21 protein-coding genes and 1 pseudogene are annotated in these 18,666 nt (G+C 69.1%); 7 read left to right on the top strand and 15 right to left on the bottom strand.

Annotated features, from left to right (window positions below):
- The 3 genes from ON21_RS22865 to ON21_RS22855 form a co-directional block, all read left to right on the top strand.
- Positions 1-1,654, top strand: a 1,654-nt coding sequence (locus tag ON21_RS22865) for a long-chain-acyl-CoA synthetase (RefSeq protein WP_039800572.1), incomplete at its 5' end; no start/stop codon positions are given.
- A gap of 224 nt (positions 1,655-1,878) precedes the next feature.
- Entirely contained in the window at positions 1,879-2,763 is an 885-nt protein-coding gene (gene folP / locus ON21_RS22860; RefSeq protein ID WP_039800566.1) for a dihydropteroate synthase, read from the top strand.
- Positions 2,760-3,698 carry a glucosyl-3-phosphoglycerate synthase gene (locus tag ON21_RS22855; protein WP_039800565.1) on the top strand — a complete coding sequence of 313 codons (939 nt, stop codon included), beginning with the start codon at positions 2,760-2,762 and terminating at the stop codon, positions 3,696-3,698. The genes folP and ON21_RS22855 overlap by 4 nt, the downstream gene beginning before the upstream one ends.
- Before the next feature lie 28 nt (positions 3,699-3,726).
- Here the strand turns inward: ON21_RS22855 and ON21_RS22850 are convergent, their stop codons facing one another.
- From ON21_RS22850 to sigE, 7 genes are all read right to left on the bottom strand, one after another.
- Positions 3,727-4,062: a hypothetical protein gene (locus ON21_RS22850; protein ID WP_039800563.1), complete on the bottom strand. Its 336-nt coding sequence runs from the start codon at positions 4,060-4,062 to the stop codon at positions 3,727-3,729.
- 666 nt (positions 4,063-4,728) lie between these two features.
- A complete protein-coding gene (locus ON21_RS22845; protein WP_039800562.1) occupies positions 4,729-5,082 on the bottom strand; it encodes a hypothetical protein in 354 nt (117 codons plus the stop codon).
- A gap of 435 nt (positions 5,083-5,517) precedes the next feature.
- Positions 5,518-6,375 carry a hypothetical protein gene (locus ON21_RS22840; RefSeq protein WP_039800561.1) on the bottom strand — a complete coding sequence of 286 codons (858 nt, stop codon included), beginning with the start codon at positions 6,373-6,375 and terminating at the stop codon, positions 5,518-5,520.
- A gap of 51 nt (positions 6,376-6,426) precedes the next feature.
- Positions 6,427-6,843 (bottom strand): Sec-independent protein translocase protein TatB, encoded by a 417-nt coding sequence (gene tatB / locus ON21_RS22835; RefSeq protein WP_039800560.1) that lies wholly within the window; start codon positions 6,841-6,843, stop codon positions 6,427-6,429.
- A 33-nt stretch (positions 6,844-6,876) separates the two neighbouring features.
- Positions 6,877-8,415: a S1C family serine protease gene (locus tag ON21_RS22830; RefSeq protein WP_039800558.1), complete on the bottom strand. Its 1,539-nt coding sequence runs from the start codon at positions 8,413-8,415 to the stop codon at positions 6,877-6,879.
- Between the two features lie 10 nt (positions 8,416-8,425).
- Complete coding sequence (locus ON21_RS22825) at positions 8,426-8,824, bottom strand: hypothetical protein (RefSeq protein WP_039800557.1); 399 nt, start codon at positions 8,822-8,824, stop codon at positions 8,426-8,428.
- Positions 8,825-8,885: 61 nt separating this feature from the next.
- Positions 8,886-9,545 (bottom strand): RNA polymerase sigma factor SigE, encoded by a 660-nt coding sequence (gene sigE / locus ON21_RS22820; protein ID WP_039800556.1) that lies wholly within the window; start codon positions 9,543-9,545, stop codon positions 8,886-8,888.
- Positions 9,546-9,832: 287 nt separating this feature from the next.
- Here sigE and ON21_RS22815 point away from each other — a divergent pair, with 287 nt between their 5' ends.
- From ON21_RS22815 to ON21_RS22810, 3 genes are all read left to right on the top strand, one after another.
- Positions 9,833-10,465: an O-methyltransferase gene (locus ON21_RS22815; protein ID WP_373281145.1), complete on the top strand. Its 633-nt coding sequence runs from the start codon at positions 9,833-9,835 to the stop codon at positions 10,463-10,465.
- Positions 10,466-10,571: 106 nt separating this feature from the next.
- Positions 10,572-10,772, top strand: coding sequence for a hypothetical protein (locus tag ON21_RS38620; protein WP_157170925.1), 201 nt, complete (start codon positions 10,572-10,574; stop codon positions 10,770-10,772).
- A 211-nt stretch (positions 10,773-10,983) separates the two neighbouring features.
- Positions 10,984-11,214, top strand: coding sequence for a hypothetical protein (locus ON21_RS22810; protein ID WP_039800555.1), 231 nt, complete (start codon positions 10,984-10,986; stop codon positions 11,212-11,214).
- A 16-nt stretch (positions 11,215-11,230) separates the two neighbouring features.
- Here the strand turns inward: ON21_RS22810 and glgC are convergent, their stop codons facing one another.
- The gene (gene glgC / locus ON21_RS22805) at positions 11,231-12,445 is read right to left on the bottom strand and encodes a glucose-1-phosphate adenylyltransferase (protein WP_039800553.1); all 1,215 of its coding nucleotides are present in this window, start codon (positions 12,443-12,445) and stop codon (positions 11,231-11,233) included.
- 137 nt (positions 12,446-12,582) lie between these two features.
- On the opposite strand from glgC, the gene glgA reads away from it, so the two are divergent.
- Entirely contained in the window at positions 12,583-13,737 is a 1,155-nt protein-coding gene (gene glgA / locus ON21_RS22800) for a glycogen synthase (RefSeq protein ID WP_039800568.1), read from the top strand.
- Positions 13,738-13,746: 9 nt separating this feature from the next.
- Here glgA and ON21_RS22795 read toward each other — a convergent pair whose 3' ends face one another.
- The 7 genes and pseudogenes from ON21_RS22795 to ON21_RS22770 form a co-directional block, all read right to left on the bottom strand.
- Positions 13,747-14,619 carry a putative RNA methyltransferase gene (locus ON21_RS22795; RefSeq protein WP_051021235.1) on the bottom strand — a complete coding sequence of 291 codons (873 nt, stop codon included), beginning with the start codon at positions 14,617-14,619 and terminating at the stop codon, positions 13,747-13,749.
- On the bottom strand, positions 14,620-14,787 hold the full coding sequence (locus ON21_RS37295) for a DUF3117 domain-containing protein (RefSeq protein WP_011211259.1): 168 nt from the start codon (positions 14,785-14,787) through the stop codon (positions 14,620-14,622). It lies immediately after the preceding gene.
- 140 nt (positions 14,788-14,927) lie between these two features.
- Entirely contained in the window at positions 14,928-15,551 is a 624-nt protein-coding gene (locus tag ON21_RS22790) for a DNA-3-methyladenine glycosylase I (RefSeq protein ID WP_281032686.1), read from the bottom strand.
- A complete protein-coding gene (locus ON21_RS22785; protein ID WP_039800550.1) occupies positions 15,518-15,838 on the bottom strand; it encodes a DivIVA domain-containing protein in 321 nt (106 codons plus the stop codon). Before ON21_RS22785 ends, ON21_RS22790 begins: the two co-directional genes overlap by 34 nt.
- A 48-nt stretch (positions 15,839-15,886) precedes the next feature.
- Complete coding sequence (locus ON21_RS22780; RefSeq protein WP_039800548.1) at positions 15,887-17,023, bottom strand: Mrp/NBP35 family ATP-binding protein; 1,137 nt, start codon at positions 17,021-17,023, stop codon at positions 15,887-15,889.
- Positions 17,024-17,042: 19 nt separating this feature from the next.
- Positions 17,043-17,903 (bottom strand): lytic transglycosylase domain-containing protein, encoded by an 861-nt coding sequence (locus ON21_RS22775; RefSeq protein ID WP_039800546.1) that lies wholly within the window; start codon positions 17,901-17,903, stop codon positions 17,043-17,045.
- A 114-nt stretch (positions 17,904-18,017) separates the two neighbouring features.
- A pseudogene (locus ON21_RS22770) lies at positions 18,018-18,666 on the bottom strand (hypothetical protein); the annotation flags it as partial.

The raw sequence follows: 18,666 nt of genomic DNA, 5'->3' as shown, positions 1-18,666 counted from the left end.
GGATTCCGAGTCGTCGGTGGGCCTGTACTTCCAGCGCAACGCGCACCGCCATCCGGATCGACTGTTCCTGCGGTTCGAGGGCGCGAGCTACACCTACGGCGAGGCCAACGCGGAGGTGAACCGGTACGCGAGCGTGCTCACGGCCCGGGGCGTGCGGCGCGGCGACGTGGTGGGCGTGCTGATGACCAACCGGCCGGAGACTCTGTTCGTCGTGCTGGCGACGGTCAAACTCGGTGCCACCGTGGGATTGCTCAACCATCATCAGCGCGACCAGGTGCTGGCGCACAGCCTCGGCCTGCTCGACAGCGTGCTGAACGTGGTCGGCGCGGAATGCGCCGAGGCGATCGACTCGCTGCCCGAACCGCCCGGCAACGTCCTGCCCGCCGACGAACTCCGGGCGGCCGCCCGCGATGCCGACGACGGCGACCCGCCGAGCTGCGCGGAAGTCACCGCGCGCGAGCGGGCGTTCCTCATCTTCACCTCCGGCACCACCGGACTGCCGAAGGCCAGCGTGATGACCCATCTGCGCTGGACCAAGAGCATGGCCGGACTGGGCGGCCTCGGGATCCGCCTGCGCGGCAACGACACTCTGTACTGCTGCCTGCCGCTCTACCACAACAACGCGCTCACCGTCGCCTTGTCCGCGGTCCTGGCCTCCGGCGGCACGTTCGCCCTCGGCCGGAGTTTCTCCGCGTCCCGGTTCTGGGACGACGTCATTCGCGAGCAGGCCACGGCGTTCATCTACATCGGCGAGCTGTGCCGCTATCTGATCAACCAGCCCGCCAAGCCGGCCGACCGGCAGCACCTGGTCCGGCTCGCCGTCGGCAACGGATTGCGTCCGGAATTGTGGGACGAGTTCAAGTCCCGGTTCGGCATCGAGCGCATCGTGGAGTTCTACGGCGCGAGCGAAGCGAACATCGCCTTCGTCAACGCCTTCGGCGTGGACCGGACGGCGGGCTTCGGTCCGCTGCCGTATGCGGTCGTGGAGTACGACGAGGAGACCGGAAAGGCCAAGCGCGACAAGAACGGCCGCCTGCGCCGGGTGGGCACCGGCGGCGTCGGCCTCCTGCTGGCCAAGGTGACCGACCGCTCCCCGTTCGACGGTTACACCGACAAGGCCGCCTCCGAGGCCAAGCTGGTGCGCGACGGCTTCGAATCCGGGGACGTCTGGTTCGACACCGGCGATCTGGTGCGCGACCAGGGCTGGCACCACATCGCGTTCGTGGACCGGCTCGGCGACACGTTCCGCTGGAAGGGGGAGAACGTGGCGACCACCGAGGTGGAGGGCGCGCTGAGCAAGGCGGAGTCGATCGAGCAGGCGGTGGTCTACGGTGTGGACATCCCGGGAACCGACGGCAAGGCGGGCATGGCCGCGGTGACCCTGCATCCGGGCGCGGAATTCGACGGGGCGGCTGTTGCGAAGCTGGCCTACGAGCAGTTGCCCGGTTATGCCGTTCCGCTGTTCATCCGTATCGTGCACGAGCTGGAGCAGACCTCGACGTTCAAGAGCCGCAAGGTCGAACTGCGCAAGCAGGGCTACACCGAGGATCCCGACAGTGCGCTGTACGTTCTCGCGGGCCGCGCCGAGGGCTACGTTCCCGCCTATGCCGATTACGCCACCGACGTGGCCGCGGGCCGCGCCCCGAAGAGCTGACATTCGGGAAAGCGCCTGGTGACGGTGGTTCTGCCGGTGCCGCCGCAGGACTGCGCGCTGATCTTGTGGCGCGAGACTGGTACGGTCTGGGAATTAGGAGACGACTGGTTTCGCGAGCACACGAGTCACTCGCCGGGTACGTCCGAGCCCCGACGGCACGACCCGACCGCGATCCCTGTCTCCTGATTTGTACGGCCTGATTCGCGGAGAGGCGGGAGAGCGACATGTTCAGCTCGACCGCGGCGCCGCTTCCCACGCTGTGCGGGCGGCCGGTGGCGACGGATCGAGCGCTGGTGATGGCGATCGTGAACCGCACTCCGGACTCGTTCTACGACCGCGGCGCCACGTTCACCGATGCGGCGGCCATGGACGCCGTGGCGCGCGCGGTGGACGAGGGCGCCGACCTCGTCGACATCGGCGGGGTGAAAGCCGGGCCGGGTGACTCGGTGGACGCGGCCGAGGAAACGCGCCGTGTGGTGCCGTTCGTCGCGGCCATTCGCGCGAAGTACCCGGAGCTGCTGATCAGCGTCGACACTTGGCGCGCCGACGTGGCGCTGGCCGCGGTCGGCGAGGGTGCGGATCTGATCAACGACACCTGGGCCGGCGCGGATCCCGATCTCGTTCCGGTGGCCGCCGCGCACGGCGCGGGCGTGGTGTGCAGCCATACCGGTGGCGCGGTGCCGCGCACCAGGCCGCACCGGGTCCGCTACGCCGACGTGGTGGGCGAGGTCACCGAAACGGTGGTGCGGGCGGCCGAGAACGCGCTCGCGGCGGGGGTGCGCCGGGATTCGATTCTGATCGATCCGACGCATGATTTCGGCAAGAACACTTACCACGGTCTCGAACTGTTGCGCGGAGTCGACGTTCTTGTAAAAACCGGATGGCCAGTCTTGATGGCGCTGAGCAACAAGGATTTCATCGGGGAGACTCTAGGTGTCGGTCTTTCCGAACGGCTGGAGGGCACATTGGCGGCGACAGCGTGGTCGGCGGCGGCCGGCGCCAGAGTCTTTCGTGTCCACGAAGTCGCCGCGACCCGGCGGGTCGTGGACATGATCGCCGCGATCCAGGGCATCCGGCCCCCCGCACGAACCTTGCGAGGTCTGGCATGACATTTCAACACCGTGAGCCCGCCTGGGCGACGACCAATACCTGGGACACCCCGAACTGGCGCGTGGACGAGCTCGTCTCCGCGAAAGCCGGGCGCACCGTGTCGGTGGTGCTGCCCGCACTGAACGAAGAACGGACCGTGGCCGACGTGGTGGCCAGCATCCGGCCGCTGCTCGGCACGCTGGTGGACGAGCTGATCGTGCTGGACTCCGGCTCGACCGACGCCACCGCGGAGCGGGCCCGCGCCGCGGGCGCCGAGGTGATCAGCCGCGAGCAGGCGGTGCCGGAGCTGGAGCCGGTGCCGGGCAAGGGCGAGGTGTTGTGGCGCTCTCTGGCGGTGACCAGCGGCGATCTGATCGCCTTCGTCGACTCCGACCTCATCGACCCGGATCCCGCCTTCGTGCCGAAACTGCTCGGCCCGCTGCTCACGGTCGACGACATGCACCTGACCAAGGCGTATTACCGCAGACCGTTGCGGCAGGGCGGCGCGGTGGACGCGCACGGCGGCGGCCGCGTCACCGAACTGGTCGCCCGGCCTCTGCTGGCCGCGTTGCGACCGGAGCTGTCGCAGGTGTTGCAGCCACTCGGCGGTGAGTACGCGGGCACCCGCGAATTGCTCACCTCGGTGCCGTTCGCACCGGGCTACGGCGTGGAGATCGGGCTGCTGCTCGACACCTACGACCGGCTCGGCATGTCCGCGATCGGCCAGGTCAATCTCGGTGTGCGCACGCATCGCAACCGGCCGCTGGCCGACCTGGGGGTGATGAGCCGCCAGATCCTCGGCACCGTGCTCGGCCGCAGCGGCATCCAGGACTCCGGGGCCGCACTGACCCAGTTCCCGCTGATCGGTGACGAGTTCACCGCGCATCGCACCGAGGTCTCCCTGCTGGACCGCCCGCCGATGAACACCCTCCGGCCCGCCTGCGCCGCGGCCTGACCCGCTCTCGCGCCGCATGCGGATGCGGTCAGGCCCCTTCCGCATGCGGGTCGCGCATGTATCCGGCCTCGATCAGGGTCCGGAAGGCCGCGTACTTGTAGACGCACTCGGAGGGCTCACAGATCCGGTGGCGTTGCATGAGTTCGTGTGCCTCGCCCACGGTCAACGGCTCGACGGGTAGTCGCTGCGGTCTGCCGATCGGGCAGGTCGGGAGCGCAGGGGCAGGCAATTGTTCCGCGATCACGTGCTCGGCGACGCCGACCCGGCGCCGACGGTTCGCCGGTCCGTGCAGCAACCCGATGGTGGCGAGCAGGCTCGCTGCGCCGACAAGCGAGCAGAGGACGGCGATCTGGGTGGCGGTCACGGCGCATTCTCCTCTCGATGGGGCGGGCCGGGCAGAACGTGGCGGGGCCGAAGCGCAACGCACCGTCACCTACTTCTAGCTAATTTCTAGCAAATCAAGTGTGGGCCGAGTGGGCGCGCCGTGCAAGGGGGATCGGGACGCGCCGCCGACCGGATGTGCGGCTCTGCGGCCGGGTATTCCCGCCGACCGGCGGTCCAATCCGGCGTACGGGCACGAGCCTCGGACTGCTCAGCGGTGAATGGGCGCCTCGAGGCGATCCAGTGGGGAGGGTGCGCTGCCGGGCACAGTGGAGATGGCCGTCTCGTCCGGTGTCCACGCGTCGGGGGTCGACCGGGTTCCTTGCCCTGCTGAGTTGGTGCCGATGACGTCAGCGGCCCGCGATCGCCCGATGCGCGCGGTATCGGTCCGGCGGGATCCGAGTGTGTCGATCAAGCCGACGGGCCCGGCGGCGCCGTCATGAGGCTCGGCGTGTCGAGTTCGACGGCGGTGCGTACGCGGACCACAGTGCGCTGATCGATCCCCCGCCTGCGCATGCCTCGGGTATGCCGGTGCGGCCGATTCCGGCAACCTCTCGCGGCGGGAAGCGTCGGTGGCGGAACTCTCGCGGGCGTCCACGACGGTCCCGCGGTAGCTGAGCCTGCGACCGGTGCGGCTGATGTCGGAAGGTCAATCCGCGCGGCGGCGACGATCCGGTAGCAGTACCTGGCCTGCCCCTTCGTCCGTGGCCGCATCCGCCGCCGCGTCGCGGAGCTCGTCGGCATCGGTGGGCTGTTCGGGCTCCTCGCGTCCGGAATCGGCCGCTTCGGCGTCGGCGGTATGCGGCGGGTCGGACTCCGGCTCGTCGTCCGCCGAGTCGTCCGCATCGGGGGACGTGGCCGACTGTTCCTGTGCCAGCCGGGCCTGCAGGTCGGCGACGGTCACGTGAGCCTTCGATCCGGTCGGTCGCAGCAGCACGCTGACGATCAGGCCGAGCAGGCCCACCGCCAGGACGGCTCCGCCGATGAGCAATAGCGGATTCACGATTTCCTCCTTGCCGGACGCCGCATGCGCCCGCTTCGCGGAGCTGTGGATGGACGGGACGACGTCGGTCTCGAAGCGGTTATCGTCCAGCTATTCAATCATCCGTGCATGAACGTGCTCGCGGCAGGGCTGGTGACCTGGGCCACACTAATGTGCGGCTGTTCGGGAGTCACGGCAAGGTGGCCGTGAACAGGCAATCGGTGAGAGGGCCTCAGTACTCGTTCGTCAGCGCGGGAGATATCCGCCGATTCAATTCTTGATGTGGCATGCACACAGTTACGGTGTCCACATATTTGCTGAAACTTGCTGCGGCAGTGCGTCGGATGCGCCCCGAAGGCCACCTCTCGCGCGAAGGCCGTCGAATTCCGAGCCCCGAGAACGGGATCGGGCACCCGGCGGCGGTGATAGCTCGGCGGCTTCTGTCCGGGTCGCGGCTCAGCGGCGCAGACCTGTTGCGGGCGATCTGTTCTCGGGATCGTGCCGGTAGACCGGCGTGAGCAGTTCGGCCTCCAGTGGCTCGCCGGTGGCGCGGTCGAAGCGACAGGCGATCAACACCGAGAACAGGTGGTTGCTCGCTCGCTCGTGCAGAGTGGCCAGGCGGGTGGCGAGCAGCCGGATCGCGCCGAGCGAGCCGGGCGGATGCATGCCGTCGATCATCAGTACGCTGCCCCGCCCGTCGGGCCTGGGAAGCCTGCCCAGATAGGCGATGTCGTGCGGTTCGGGGCCGCCCGGCCGGTACACCCGCCGGGCCGCACGGTCCTCGATGCCCCGGCGCGCATCGCCCATTCTGGCCACCGCGCGGCGCAATCGGGGGTCGGCGGCGACCAACTGGCGCAAACTGGGGGACAGTTCCGGCCCGCCCAACACGATCAGGCCATCGCGCCGCAGGTCGATCGGACGGCCCGGTAGGAAATGCTCGACCGCCACGTTGAAACCGAGTTCGCGTAGTAGCTCGGCCAATCGTTGCGGAGCCGCGGGATCCGGCGCGCCGATCACCCGCCCGGCGCGCACCTCGGGGACGAGCACGGTGAGCGAGCCGTGCCCGAAGAACAGTCCTTCCGGCGCGGGTCCCTGTGTACTCACCTGGTGGATGCGGGCCCGGGAAAGCCCAGCGGCCGCACCGATTCTGGCGAACGTCCAGCCTTCGGCATGGAGCTCCCGGATCACGGCACGCCGAATCCTGGTCAGTTCGTTGATGGTCTGCTGGGCCGCCGCCACCCCGTCGGTGGCCGCCTTCAGTCGCTCGACCTTGTCCTCGATCGCGAACACGCGCGCCACGTCATCGGCCGACATGTGCGAAGTCTAGACAGCTGAACAGCTCAATGCGTCTAGTCTGCTTGACGTTCAGGTGGCGTCGGTGTCGATCGGTGGACGTTCGTTGCGCTCCAACGGCTTATCCAACTTGGGCATCGGATAGTCCGGCATCCCGCTGTTCGTGCTGTACAAATCCTTGGAATCGGGCAGCGCGCTGTCGAAATCCCGGAACAGCGAATCGTCGCCGTTGAGAAGATGTTTGGTCACCATCGCCCGCGGCGTCATGCCGCGCAGTTCGTTCAGGTCGGCCAGCGGCTTGCGCAGATCCTCGAACTCCGGACCCAGCTCCTCTTTCAGCTGGGAAGTGGCGCCACTCGCGTAATCGCGCACCTGCCGCAGGCTGCGCGTGGTCCAGCGCACGGCACCGGGCAAGCGCTCCGGGCCGAGAATCACGAGGGCGGCGACGAGCAGGATGACCATCTCGCTCCAGCCGATGTTGCTGAACACGTAACCAGGCTACCTGGCGATCCGACCAGCGGTTCAGTCGGATTCCAGGGTCACCGGCACGTCCACCTGCCTGCCATCCCGGATCAACTGCACGTTCACCGTCTCGCCGATCTTGCGGGACTGCACCGCGACGACCAGCTCGTCCGGACCGGTGACCTCCCGATCGCCGACCTTCACGATCACGTCGCCCTCCACGATCCCGGCCCGCGCGGCGGGACCGCCAGCCACCACGTCCGCCACGGCGGCGCCGCTCATGACCTCGTTGGCCACCTGCTTGGTGCGTGCGCTCAGGCCGATGGTCGGGTGGTGCACCACGCCGTCGTGGATCAGGGTCTGCGCGACATCGATCATCTTGTCCACCGGGATCGCGAAGCCGAGGCCGACCGAGCCGCCGGTTTCGCTGCGAATGGCGGTGTTGATGCCGATGACCCGGCCGTCCATGTCCACCAGCGCGCCACCGGAGTTACCCGGGTTGATCGAGGCGTCGGTCTGCACGGCGTCGATCACGGCTTTCGTGTCGCTGCCCTCGCCCTCCAGCTTCACCGGGCGATGCAGGGCGCTGACGATGCCGGAGGTGACCGTCTTGCTCAGGCCGAGCGGCGAACCGATGGCCAGCACGTCGTCGCCGACCTGGACGTTGCCGGACTTGCCGAGCTGGGCTACGGTGAGATTCTTCACATCGACCTTCAGCACGGCCAGGTCGGTCTTCGGGTCGCGGCCGACGATCTGGGCCGGTACCCGGGTGCCGTCGGAGAACTGCACCTGGATCGCGGACCGGTTGCTCTTGTCCTGGGCGGCCATCGAAACGACGTGGTTGTTGGTGACGACGTAGCCGCCACCGTCGATCACCACGCCGGAGCCGGTGGCGCCGTTCTCGCCGACCGTCACCCGGATGGAGACGACCGACGGCAACACTGCGTTGGCCACCTGCGCGATCAGGCCGTGCGGGCGGGTGCCGTCGCCGCCCTGTTCGAGCGTCACCTTGCGTGAGGTGAGCGTCGAGGCGGTTTCCGCGGTCAGTCGTCCGACCAGCCCGCCGAGCAGGCCGATGACGAGCGCGACCAGCGCGAGCAGAGCCAGCGCCTTGGGCGCGACCCGCGAACCGAACAGCACTTCGCGGGCGCTGAGCTTCTCCGCCTGCGGCAGCGCCTGCGGTTTGGGTGTGGGCACCGCGGGAGCGCCGAGGCGCGCGATGGCCTCCGGGTCACGCCACGGATCGGCGGGCCCGGCGGCCGGACCCTGCTCACCGGCCGCGTCGGGATCGCGCTGCAAGAGTTCGGTGGAGCCTTCGGGGCGGCCGAAGGCTTCGGCCAGCACCGCGTCGGGTGGCCGGTTCTGCAGTTCGGGACCGGACTGCGGCGCCGAGCCGGCCTTGCGGAGCGGATGCGGCTCGGCGAACGAACCGGACAGGCCGGACGGTCTGCGGAAGGCCCGCGCGGTGTGCGTGTCGACATGGGGCCGGTAGACCGGGCGCGGGCCGAGCACGGGTGCGTCCGGTGGACGGAGATTCCCGCGGTTGGCCGCCGAATCCGAGGTGTCGGCCGATCCGGAATTCGTCGATTCGGTGGTCACTCGGGAAACTCTACTTGCGCCACCACGTGGTCCACCGGGTCGCGGTGAACGAATCGGTCAGAAAGCCGAAAACCGCGTCGTTGCGCCCGGACTGACCGGTTGTCGAGGAGGGCGTGCGGCCGCTGGACGCGCCGCCGGGCAGCTCCGCGAGGGGAATCCTGGTCAGGCTGTCGTGCAACCCGGTGGGAATCGCGACCTGGCCCGCATGCCGCAGTGCGATGCGCGCCTGCTGCTGGGCATCGACCTCCGCCGCGCACTCGGGACACAGCGACAGATGCTGAGCGGCACGCAGGTAGGCGTTCATCCGCAGCTCACCGTCCACGTACGCCGCGATCGCCTCGCTCGCCAGATGCTCGGTGGGGCGAAAACGGGGCGGACGACGACCGGACGTGCTGAAGTCGCCACTCATTCGGTGCTCACCCTTCCAACCGACATCGACCGATGTTCGGGCGATGCCGGCTTCCGACGGATCACCCGATGTTCGCGTCAGCGGCGAACCGCTGCTCACTTCCATTATGCGCAAGGTAGTCGCGCAGGGCTTGGCGTCCACGGTGGATCCGACTGCGCACAGTGCCCAGTTTCACGCCGAGCGTAGCGCCGATCTCCTCGTAGGACAGCCCCTCGATGTCACACAGGACCACGGCCGCGCGGAACTCCGGAGCGAGCGAATCCAGGGCCGATTGCAGGTCGGGATCCAGCCGGGCGTCGTGGTAGGCCTGCTCCGGGCCAGGGCCCTCGGCGGGCACCCGGTCGTAGTCCTCGGGCAGAGCTTCCATCCTGATCCGGTTCCGGCGGCGGACCATGTCCAGGAACAGGTTGGTCGTGATGCGGTGTAGCCACCCCTCGAAGGTGCCCGGTTGGTAATTCGACAGCGAACGGAACACTCGGATGAACGTCTCCTGGGTGAGGTCCTCCGCGTCCTGTGCGTCGCCGGAGAGGCGGTAGGCCAGACGGTAGACCCGGTCCGCGTGCTCGCGGACGAGTTCATCCCATGTCGGCATGGCCGACCGGTCACCGGTGGCATCGAAGGCAGCAGTCCCGGTCAGCTCGACCGCGTCCTCGGCGGACTCGGTCTCGACCGGCAGGATCTGCTCGGGCAGGGTGGCGTATTCGCGCGCCGCATCGACCATGTGGATGGGGCTACCTCCTACTAAGGACCGCAAACGTGGGAACTCGCTCCGGACCGGGTCTACGGTCCGTCACGTACGGATACAACAGACGATCGGTATGCCGTTGTTCCCGTGTCCCGCGTCAAGGCGCGGTCGGTGGTCTTGCGTTGCCCATACTCTTTCTTGTCCTGATATGGCCGGGTTATGGAGATCCTGAGGGTCGCCTGAGAAAACCGGCGGCGGAAATGGCGGGCGGCGCGTGTTGTCCGGAACGCCGAGATCACCCGCCCGGCGTTAGCCTCATACCCGTGGCATCGAATCTGGAGCGGAATCTCGCCTACGTGGAGGAATCCGTCGTGGAAGACGAAATCCTCGTCAGCGCGCGGGAACGGGCCACCGAACTCGGCGCGGTACCCGTGCCGCCCTCGGTGGGCGCGCTGCTGAGCATGTACGCGCAGTTGCTCCGTGCGCGCGCGGTGGTCGAGGTCGGCACCGGCGCGGGTATCAGCGGGCTGTGGCTGCTGGACGGTATGCGCGAGGACGGCACGCTGACCACCATCGATTCGGAGCCGGAACACCAGCGTGCGGCCAAGGAGGCGTTCCGCGCCGCCGACATCCCGCCCGCGCGCACCCGCCTGATCAACGGGCGGGCGCTGGACGTGCTGCCCCGGCTGGCCGACGGCGCCTACGACCTGGTCTTCATCGACGCGTCGCCGCTGGAACATCCGGAGTACGTCGCCCAAGCGGTGCGCCTGCTGCGCGACGGCGGCGCCATCCTGCTGCACAACGCGCTGCTGGGCGGGCGCGTACCCGATCCGGCGCAACGTGATCCGGCCACGCAGGCGGTGCGCGCCGCGACCCGCGCCATCGCGGAGAATCCGGAACTCACCTGTGTGCTGATTCCGGTCGGCGACGGATTGCTCTGCGCCTCACGCGGTTAGTGGTTCGCGGCAGTCTGATTCCACCCCGGAATCCGGGGTATGCGCTGAGAAAGAACTCAGTGAGGAAACAGTTATGCGTGAACTAACTCCCCTTGAAGTAGCGGCCATGGGGGAAGTCGTGACCGAACGCCGGACGAGTTGGTTGCGGCCGACGATGTTGGCCCTGCTGTTCGTGATTCTGGGAGCCGTGCTCGTGATGGTGGTGGTGAGCAACACCGATTTCGATACCGGCCCGGCGAAAACCACGCCGACCCCTGGCCCCTGTGAGCCGTTCTGCACCCAGAACGTCGCACCGCCCGCGCAGTAAACCCCGCTGCGCCCGCGCAGTAGCCGGCCCACTCGCAGGCCGGCCCCGCCCGGCGGAATTTGTCTGCCGCCGAAGTTTTTCCGGAATCTCGTGCCGCATTCGCGAAACAGCCACCGTGCAGCCACTGTTCGGCGCATAGCGTCGCGAAAGGCGAAAGATCCCCGATACTGGTGGATGTCATGCTCCGAGTGGATCCGGAAGTGGGTGCGGCATGGTGATGATGATGTTTCTCTGGGACGAAGACGAGCGTCGTCCCAAGCCGATCCATTGGGGCCGGACCATGATCGCTTTCGCCGCGGTGCTGCTGTTCGCCGTGCTGGTGGTCTATCTGGTGAGCACCGCCGATTTCGGTGGCGCCTCGAAATCCACCGTTCCGCGCACACCGGGGCCTTGCGCGCCGTTCTGCATCAACGCGCCCGCACCCGAGCCGGGCGCGCCGTAGAACCGATCCGGCGCGGTTACACCCAGACGCCCTTGCCCACCGTGACGACGCCGCCGTTGCTCACGGCGAAGCGGCTGCGGTCGCGCGCCAGATCGACCCCGATGATCTCGCCCTCGCCGACGACGACGTTCTTGTCCAGGATGGCGTGCCGCACCACCGCTCCGCGCCCGATCCGCACGCCGGGCATGAGCACGCACCCTTCGACGGTGGCGCCGTCGTCGACCATGACGTTGGCGCTGAGCACCGAATTGCGGACGGTGGCGGCCGACAGGATGCTGCCCGCGCCCACGATGCACTCCTGGGCCAGCCCGCCCTGGGCGAACTTGGCCGGCGGCAGGTTCTCGGCCGCCCCGCGGATCGGCCAGTGGCGGTTGTAGAGGTTGAACACCGGGTGCACCGAGACCAGGTCCATATGCGCGTCGTAGAACGCGTCGATGGTGCCGACATCGCGCCAGTAGCCGCGGTCACGGTCGGTGGCGCCGGGCACGTCGTTGTCGGCGAAGTCGTAGACACCGGCCTGCCCCGCCGCGACGAGGGCCGGGATGATGTCACCGCCCATGTCGTGGTCGGAGTCGGAGTCGTCCGCGTCCGCCCGGATCGAGTCCACCAGCACCTTGGTGGTGAAGACGTAGTTGCCCATGGACGCGAACGTGACGTTCGGGTCGTCCGGGGTGCCCGGTGGGTGCGCGGGCTTCTCCAGGAACTGTGTGATGCGGCCGGACTCGTCGCTGTCGATGCAGCCGAACGCGCTCGCCTGGCTGCGCGGCACCCGGATGCCCGCCACGGTCACGCCCGCGCCGGAATCGATGTGATGACGCACCATCTGCTCCGGATCCATCCGGTAGACGTGATCGGCGCCGAAAACCGCGATGTATTCCGGGTCCTCGTCGTAGATCAGGTTCAGCGACTGCAGGATCGCGTCCGCGCTTCCGGTGTACCAGCGTGGACCCAGGCGCTGCTGCGCGGGCACGGGGGTGATGTACTCGCCCGCGAAACCGGACAGCCGCCAGGTCTGCGAGATGTGCCGGTCGAGCGAGTGCGACTTGTACTGGGTGAGTACGCACAGCCGCAGGAAACCGGCGTTGACCAGATTGCTGAGTACGAAGTCGATGAGACGATAGGCGCCGCCGAACGGGACGGCGGGCTTGGCGCGGTCGGCCGTGAGTGGAAAGAGTCGCTTGCCCTCGCCACCTGCGAGCACGATTCCGAGTACGTGCGGCTGGCTCCTCACACCTGCCAAACTACCGGGTTGAGCGCGCGTGAGTGGCCGCCGCGGACTCGAACGTTTAGTTTGGATCGGTGAGTTTCGGCACGGATGGCGGACGTTCGGCGGTGGATTCCGGCGAGCGGGACCGGCTTCGCGTCGCGATGCTGACCCGCGAGTATCCCCCCGAGGTATACGGCGGGGCCGGAGTGCACGTCACGCAGTTGACGTCGCATTTGCGTCATCTGTGCGAGGTGACCGTGCACTGCATGGGCGTCGAGCGCGCCGATGCCGTGGTTCATCAACCGGATCCGTCGCTGTACGCCGCCAACGCCGCGCTGCAGATGATGTCCGCCCAGTTGCGGATGGCCGACGCCGTGGGTGACGTGGACGTGGTGCACTCGCACACCTGGTACAGCGGCTTGGCCGGGCATCTGGCCGCGACCCTCTACGGGATGCCGCACGTGCTGACCGCCCATTCCCTGGAGCCGCGCAGACCGTGGAAGGCCGAGCAGCTCGGCGGCGGCTACCGGCTCTCGTCCTGGTCGGAGCGAAACGCTGTGGAGCACGCCGACGCCGTCATCGCGGTGAGCGAGGGCATGCGCCACGACGTGCTCGACGCCTACCCCGCGGTCGACCCGGACCGCGTGCACGTGGTGCACAACGGCATCGACGGCGCGGTCTGGCATCCCGGCCCCGCGGCGGGTGACGAACCGCCGGTGCTCGCCGAGCTCGGTGTGCGGACCGACCTCCCCATTGTCGCCTTCGTCGGCCGCATCACGCGCCAGAAGGGCGTCGGCCACCTGCTGGCCGCCGCCCGCGACTTCGACCCCGACATCCAGCTCGTGCTGTGCGCGGGCGCGCCGGACACGCCCGAGCTGGCGCAGGAGGTCGCCGCCGCGGTCCAGGAGCTGCGACAGCGGCGCGGCGGCGTGTTCTGGGTGCGCGAGATGCTGCCGACCGAGCGGATCCGGCAGATCCTCGCCGCCGCGGCGCTGTTCGTGTGCCCGTCGGTGTACGAGCCGCTGGGCATCGTCAACCTGGAGGCGATGGCCTGCGCGACCGCGGTGGTCGCCTCCGACGTGGGCGGGATCCCCGAGGTGGTCGACGACCGCAACGGACGACTGGTGCACTACGACGCCGGCGCCGCCGCGGACTACGAGCACGGGCTCGCCGCCGCCGTGAACGAGGTGGCCGGTGACCCGGAGCTGGCCGCCCGGCTCGGCGCCGCGGGGCGCGAGCGCGCGATCTCCGAATTCGACTGGTCGCGCATCGCGGCCCGCACGGTCGCGGTCTACGACGAGGTCAGGAAAGGCTGAGCCGGGCGATCACGCCGCACGGTAGGCGCCGACGACGACCGACGCGGTCACCTCGACGGTCTCCGGCAGTCGCGCGAGCCGCTCCGCTCCGACGGCCGCGTGATGCGCGGACGGTCCCATGCCCACCACGTGCTCGACATCGGTTCGGGCCAGCGTCATCGGATACTCGATCAACGTCCGGTCGACGGACTCGAAATGTCCCGCCATCGCGGCGTCGAGCCTGCGGTTCTTGTCCGGATCGACCCGGACCATGTCCAGCGGCTCGATCAGTTCGCGCAAGTGGCGTTCGGTGGGTGTGGCGACGACGAAGCGACCGTCCGCGGCGAGCACCCTGGCGATCTCGCCGGGGTTGCGCGGGGCGAAGACGGACAGCACGCAGGCAAGCGCGCCGTCGCGGATCGGCAACCCGCGCCAGGCGTCGGCCAGCACCGCCGCGGCGCGCGGGTGGGCGCGAGCGCACCGCCGGACGGCCGGTTTGGCCACGTCCAGCCCGATGCCGACGGCCGGGGGAGCGGCGTCGAGCGCCTTGGCGAGGTAGTAGCCGGTGCCCGCGCCGATCTCCAGTACCGGGCCGTCCGCTCGGTGCCCGGTCGCCGCGCGCGTCACCGCGTCGGCGATCGGCGCGAAGTGGCCTTCGCCCTGGAAGGCAGCGCGGGCGTCGAGCATGGCCGCGGTGTCCCCGGTCATCTTGGTCGACGCACCGGTCAGCAGGCTGACGTAACCCTGTCTGGCGACGTCGAAACTGTGGCCGCGACCGCAACGCAGTGCTCGATCCCGCGACTCGAACGCGAGCGACGCGGCATCCCGGTGCGCCCGCAGGCATTCCGGGCAGGCCAGAACGTCGGCCGCGACGGCGAGGGCCGAATGCTCAGCCGGGGCCACTCAGCTCGTGACGCTCTTCAGTTCGTCACCGAGCGCCGCTGCCTCGTCCGGCGTGAGTTCGACGACCAGACGCCCGCCACCCTCGAGTGGAACCCGCATAACGATTCCACGCCCTTCTTTGGTTGCCTCGAGGGGACCATCCCCGGTACGGGGCTTCATGGCCGCCATCCTCTGCTCCCTCCAGATCTGCGCGGTCCTTGCGCACTTTCTTGGAACTCCAGTTGTCACCAACCAGGTAGCTCGCCGGCGTTTGGCGAGCTACACCCGTCCCATTCTTCCCTATCGCCGATGTGGACGGATAGCTGAGTTCAAAAAGTGACCGGTCGGCCCGTGTCGGGGCGGGCGCTGCCCACCCAGCAGTCGGCCACATGATCATCGACCATTCCGGTCGCCTGCATCAGGGCGTACGCCGTGGTCGGTCCCACGAACCGGAATCCGCGCCGCTTCAATTCTTTTGCCATGGCGGTGGATTCGGGTGTGGTGGCGGGCACCTCCGCGCCGGAGCGCGGGCGCGGGCGCGGCGGCGGCGCGAAGGACCAGAGCAACTCGTCCAGACCGACCTCGAGGTCGCGGGCGACGCGGGCGTTGGCGATCGCCGCGTCGATCTTGCTGCGGTTGCGGACGATGCCCGCGTCGGCCATCAGCCGGGCGACGTCGTCGTCGCCGAACTCCGCGACCCGTGCGATCGAGAAATCGGCGAACGCCGCGCGGAAGGCCGGGCGTTTGCGCAGGATGGTCAGCCAGGACAACCCGGATTGGAAGGCCTCCAGGCAGAGCCGCTCGAACAAGGCGTCGTCGCCGTGCAGGGGCTTGCCCCACTCGTAGTCGTGGTAGTCGCGGTAGAGCTGGGAATCCAGCGGCCACGCGCAGCGGACCAGCCCGTCGTCGGCGCTGGTGTTCACTTCGACTCCGGCGCGATCGGCGTCTGCCACCGCGCGGCCTGCGCCTCGGCCAGCTGGTGCTGGAGCTCATCGATCCGCGCGGCCAGCCGGGCCAGCGCCCAATCCACCTCTCCGGCTTTGTAGCCGCGCACCACCTGCTGGAAGCGCAACGCGCGCACGTCCGCCCCGGTGATCCCTTCCACCGGCAATACGGTGGCCGTCGTACCCTCCGGCAGCGGCCCCAGCTCCTCCGCCCGCCCGAACACCGCACTGGCCAGTAGGAACAGCACCGCGGCGACCAAGCCGACGATCAGCACATACAACAGCATGGTGAGCATGGCACGAGCTTATTAGCGAGCACCGACAGGCGGGCTCGCGCGTGGCTCCTACAGATGCCTTGTGGTGTCGATGCCCAAGGACATGCCCGCGAGGCCGCGGCGGCGGACGGCGAGTTTGTCGGCGACCTCCTGCAGGGCCTTGGCGGCGGGGTTCTCCGGATCGCGCAGCACGATCGGGGTTCCTTCGTCGCCCGCTTCGCGCAGCGCCTGTTCGATGGGGATCTGGCCGAGCAGCGGCACGGTCGCGCCCACCGCGCGGGTGAGCCGGTCGGCGACGGCCTGCCCGCCGCCGGAGCCGTACAGGTCCATCCGGGTGCCGTCCGGCAGATCCAGCCAGGACATGTTCTCCACCACGCCCGCGATACGCTGCCGGGTCTGCAGGGCGATCGCGCCCGCGCGCTCGGCCACCTCGGCGGCGGCGGGCTGCGGGGTGGTCACGACCAGGATCTCCGCGTTCGGGATCAGCTGCGCGATGGAGATCGCCACGTCGCCGGTGCCCGGCGGCAGATCGAGCAGCAGGATGTCGAGGTCGCCCCAGAACACGTCGGCGAGGAACTGCTGCAACGCCCGGTGCAGCATCGGGCCGCGCCAGACCACCGGGGTGTTGCCCTGGGTGAACTGCGCGATCGAGATCATCTTCACGTCGTGCGCGCTCGGCGGCATGATCATCCGCTCCACCTGCGTCGGCCTGGCGTCGGTGCCGAGCATGCGCGGGATGGAATGACCGTAGATGTCCGCGTCCAGCACGCCGACCGACAGGCCGCGCGCGGCCATGGCGGCGGCCAGGTTCACCGTGACGCTGGACTTACCCACGCCGCCCTTGCCGGAGGCCACCGCGTAGACGCGGGTCAGCGAGCCGGGCTGAGCGAAGGGGATGACCGGATCGGCGGAGTCGCCGCGCAGCTGCTTGCGCAGTGCGGTGCGCTGCTCGTCGTCCATCACGTCGAGGTCGACGCTGACGGCGCCTACACCCGGCACGTCGGCGATGGCCTTGCTCACCCGCTGCGTGATCTCGGTGCGCAGGGGGCAGCCCGCCGTCGTCAGATAGATCTCCACGTGGACATCGCTATCGGCGCCGATGACGACGCTTTTCACCATGCCCAGTTCGGTGATCGGCTTGCGGATCTCCGGGTCGTCGACCTTCGCGAGGGCACCCCGCACATCCGATTCCGTAACCACTGGCATGGCAGGAATTTTAGGCGTGTCAAATTTTGGGCAGATCCCCGGCCCGGGGTGCGACCCCCGTGCTGTAGGAGGTCTCCCAGGCCATGACGTTCGCGACGTAGGCCATGGAGTGGTTGTAGCGCAGGATCGCCTTGGACTGTTGCGACAGGTCACGCATGTTCAGGCCGCCGTCGCACAGGTACCTTCCGGCCGTCAGCGCGGCGTCGAAGAGGTTCTGCGGATCGGCGATGCCGTCGCCGTTGCCGTCGGCCCCGTAGCGCTTCCAGGTGTCGGGCAGGAACTGCATCGGGCCGATCGCGCGGTCGTAGCTGTCCAAGCCGTCCAGTGCGCCGTCGTCGGAGTCGCGGACGACGTGGTTGCCGGTGAGCGAGCCGTCCAGCACGGGGCCGTAGACCGGGCTGAGCGGGTTGCCGTCGGCGTCGGCTTTGCCGCCGTAGGCGTGGGTGGACTCGACCCGGCCGATACCGGCCAGCAGCGACCACGGCATGCCGCACACCGGGTTCTCGGCCGCCAGGATCCGTTCGGCGTTCGCATAGGCCGCGACGGCGACACCGGGGATGCCGAGCGGCCCGGCCGGCATCGCGGCGGCCTGCCGACCACTCGGCAGGGCAACGGTTTTCACCACGGGCGTGGCGGTGGGCGCGGCCTTCGCCATTGCGTGCGCGAGGAATTCGGCCCCGGCGACGGGTTCGGCGACCGCTTGGGCGGCGCCCTGAACGTCCTGGTCTTCCGGCGTATGGACGGCGGTCGCGAGAGGTGCGGCCTCGCCTACCTCGGAGGCGGCGGTGACCGATACGAGCCCTGCGGGAACCAATCCGGTCAGCGCGATGACGGAACTCCGTCGAACGGTGGCAGGCGGTTGTTTTCGATGACGCCCCACGGTGTGGTGACCCTCCCATGACTCGCTGTGAGCCCTTTGTTATGGAACCAAGGGAGAGGGTACCGCATCCGAGATCTGTTTGTTACTGCTTCGTGATCTGATGTCAGGTTTGAATCACTGCGGGGGTGCGGCGGGTGGCGCGGGAAGAGGGATGACGATGCCGAACGGCAGGGTGATTCCCGGCTGCGGCGTGGGTGTGGGGGCGGGGGCTGCCTCGGGCTCGGGCGCAGGTGCGGGCGGTGTGGTGACGGCGGCTTCGGAATCGCTGCGGGATTCGTTGTCGCGCGCGGGCAGGTCACCCGGGATGGGAGTCGGTTCCGCGGTGGCGAGCGTGGTGTCCGGCTGACCGCATCCGGCGGCGAGCTGGTCCTGCGCGCCGGGCTGTCCTGGGGTACCGGGCTGCCCTGCGGTGCCGGGTTGTGCCGGGGTTGCGGCATCCGCGGGCTTGTCGGCCGCGCCCGGATCGGCGGGACCGAACTTGCGGGGCTCGGCCGGTGCGGCGCCGTCGAGTTGCTGCGGCGCGAGCGGTACCCGCGCGGTCCCGGGTAGGTCCGGGAACGGCATCGGTGCGGGAACCGATTGCCCCGCACACGGATTCACCGGTGGCGCGGCCGGGCAGAAGATCCCGCACGGGATCGGCGGCAGACCGGGGAGCGTGATCATCACCTGGGTGGGCTGCGGTCGCGGCCGTGGCGCTCGGTACTGTTCGGCCGGCTCGGTGGCCGGAGTGGTGGTGCGCACCGCGGTCATGTCGGTGCCCGGA

Origin of the sequence: Nocardia araoensis NBRC 100135 (assembly GCF_000308435.1) — a bacterium.
Taxonomy (GTDB): Bacteria; Actinomycetota; Actinomycetes; order Mycobacteriales; family Mycobacteriaceae; genus Nocardia; species Nocardia araoensis.
Note: the sequence above shows the minus strand (reverse complement) of the source record. Positions and strands in the feature narration are given on the sequence as shown.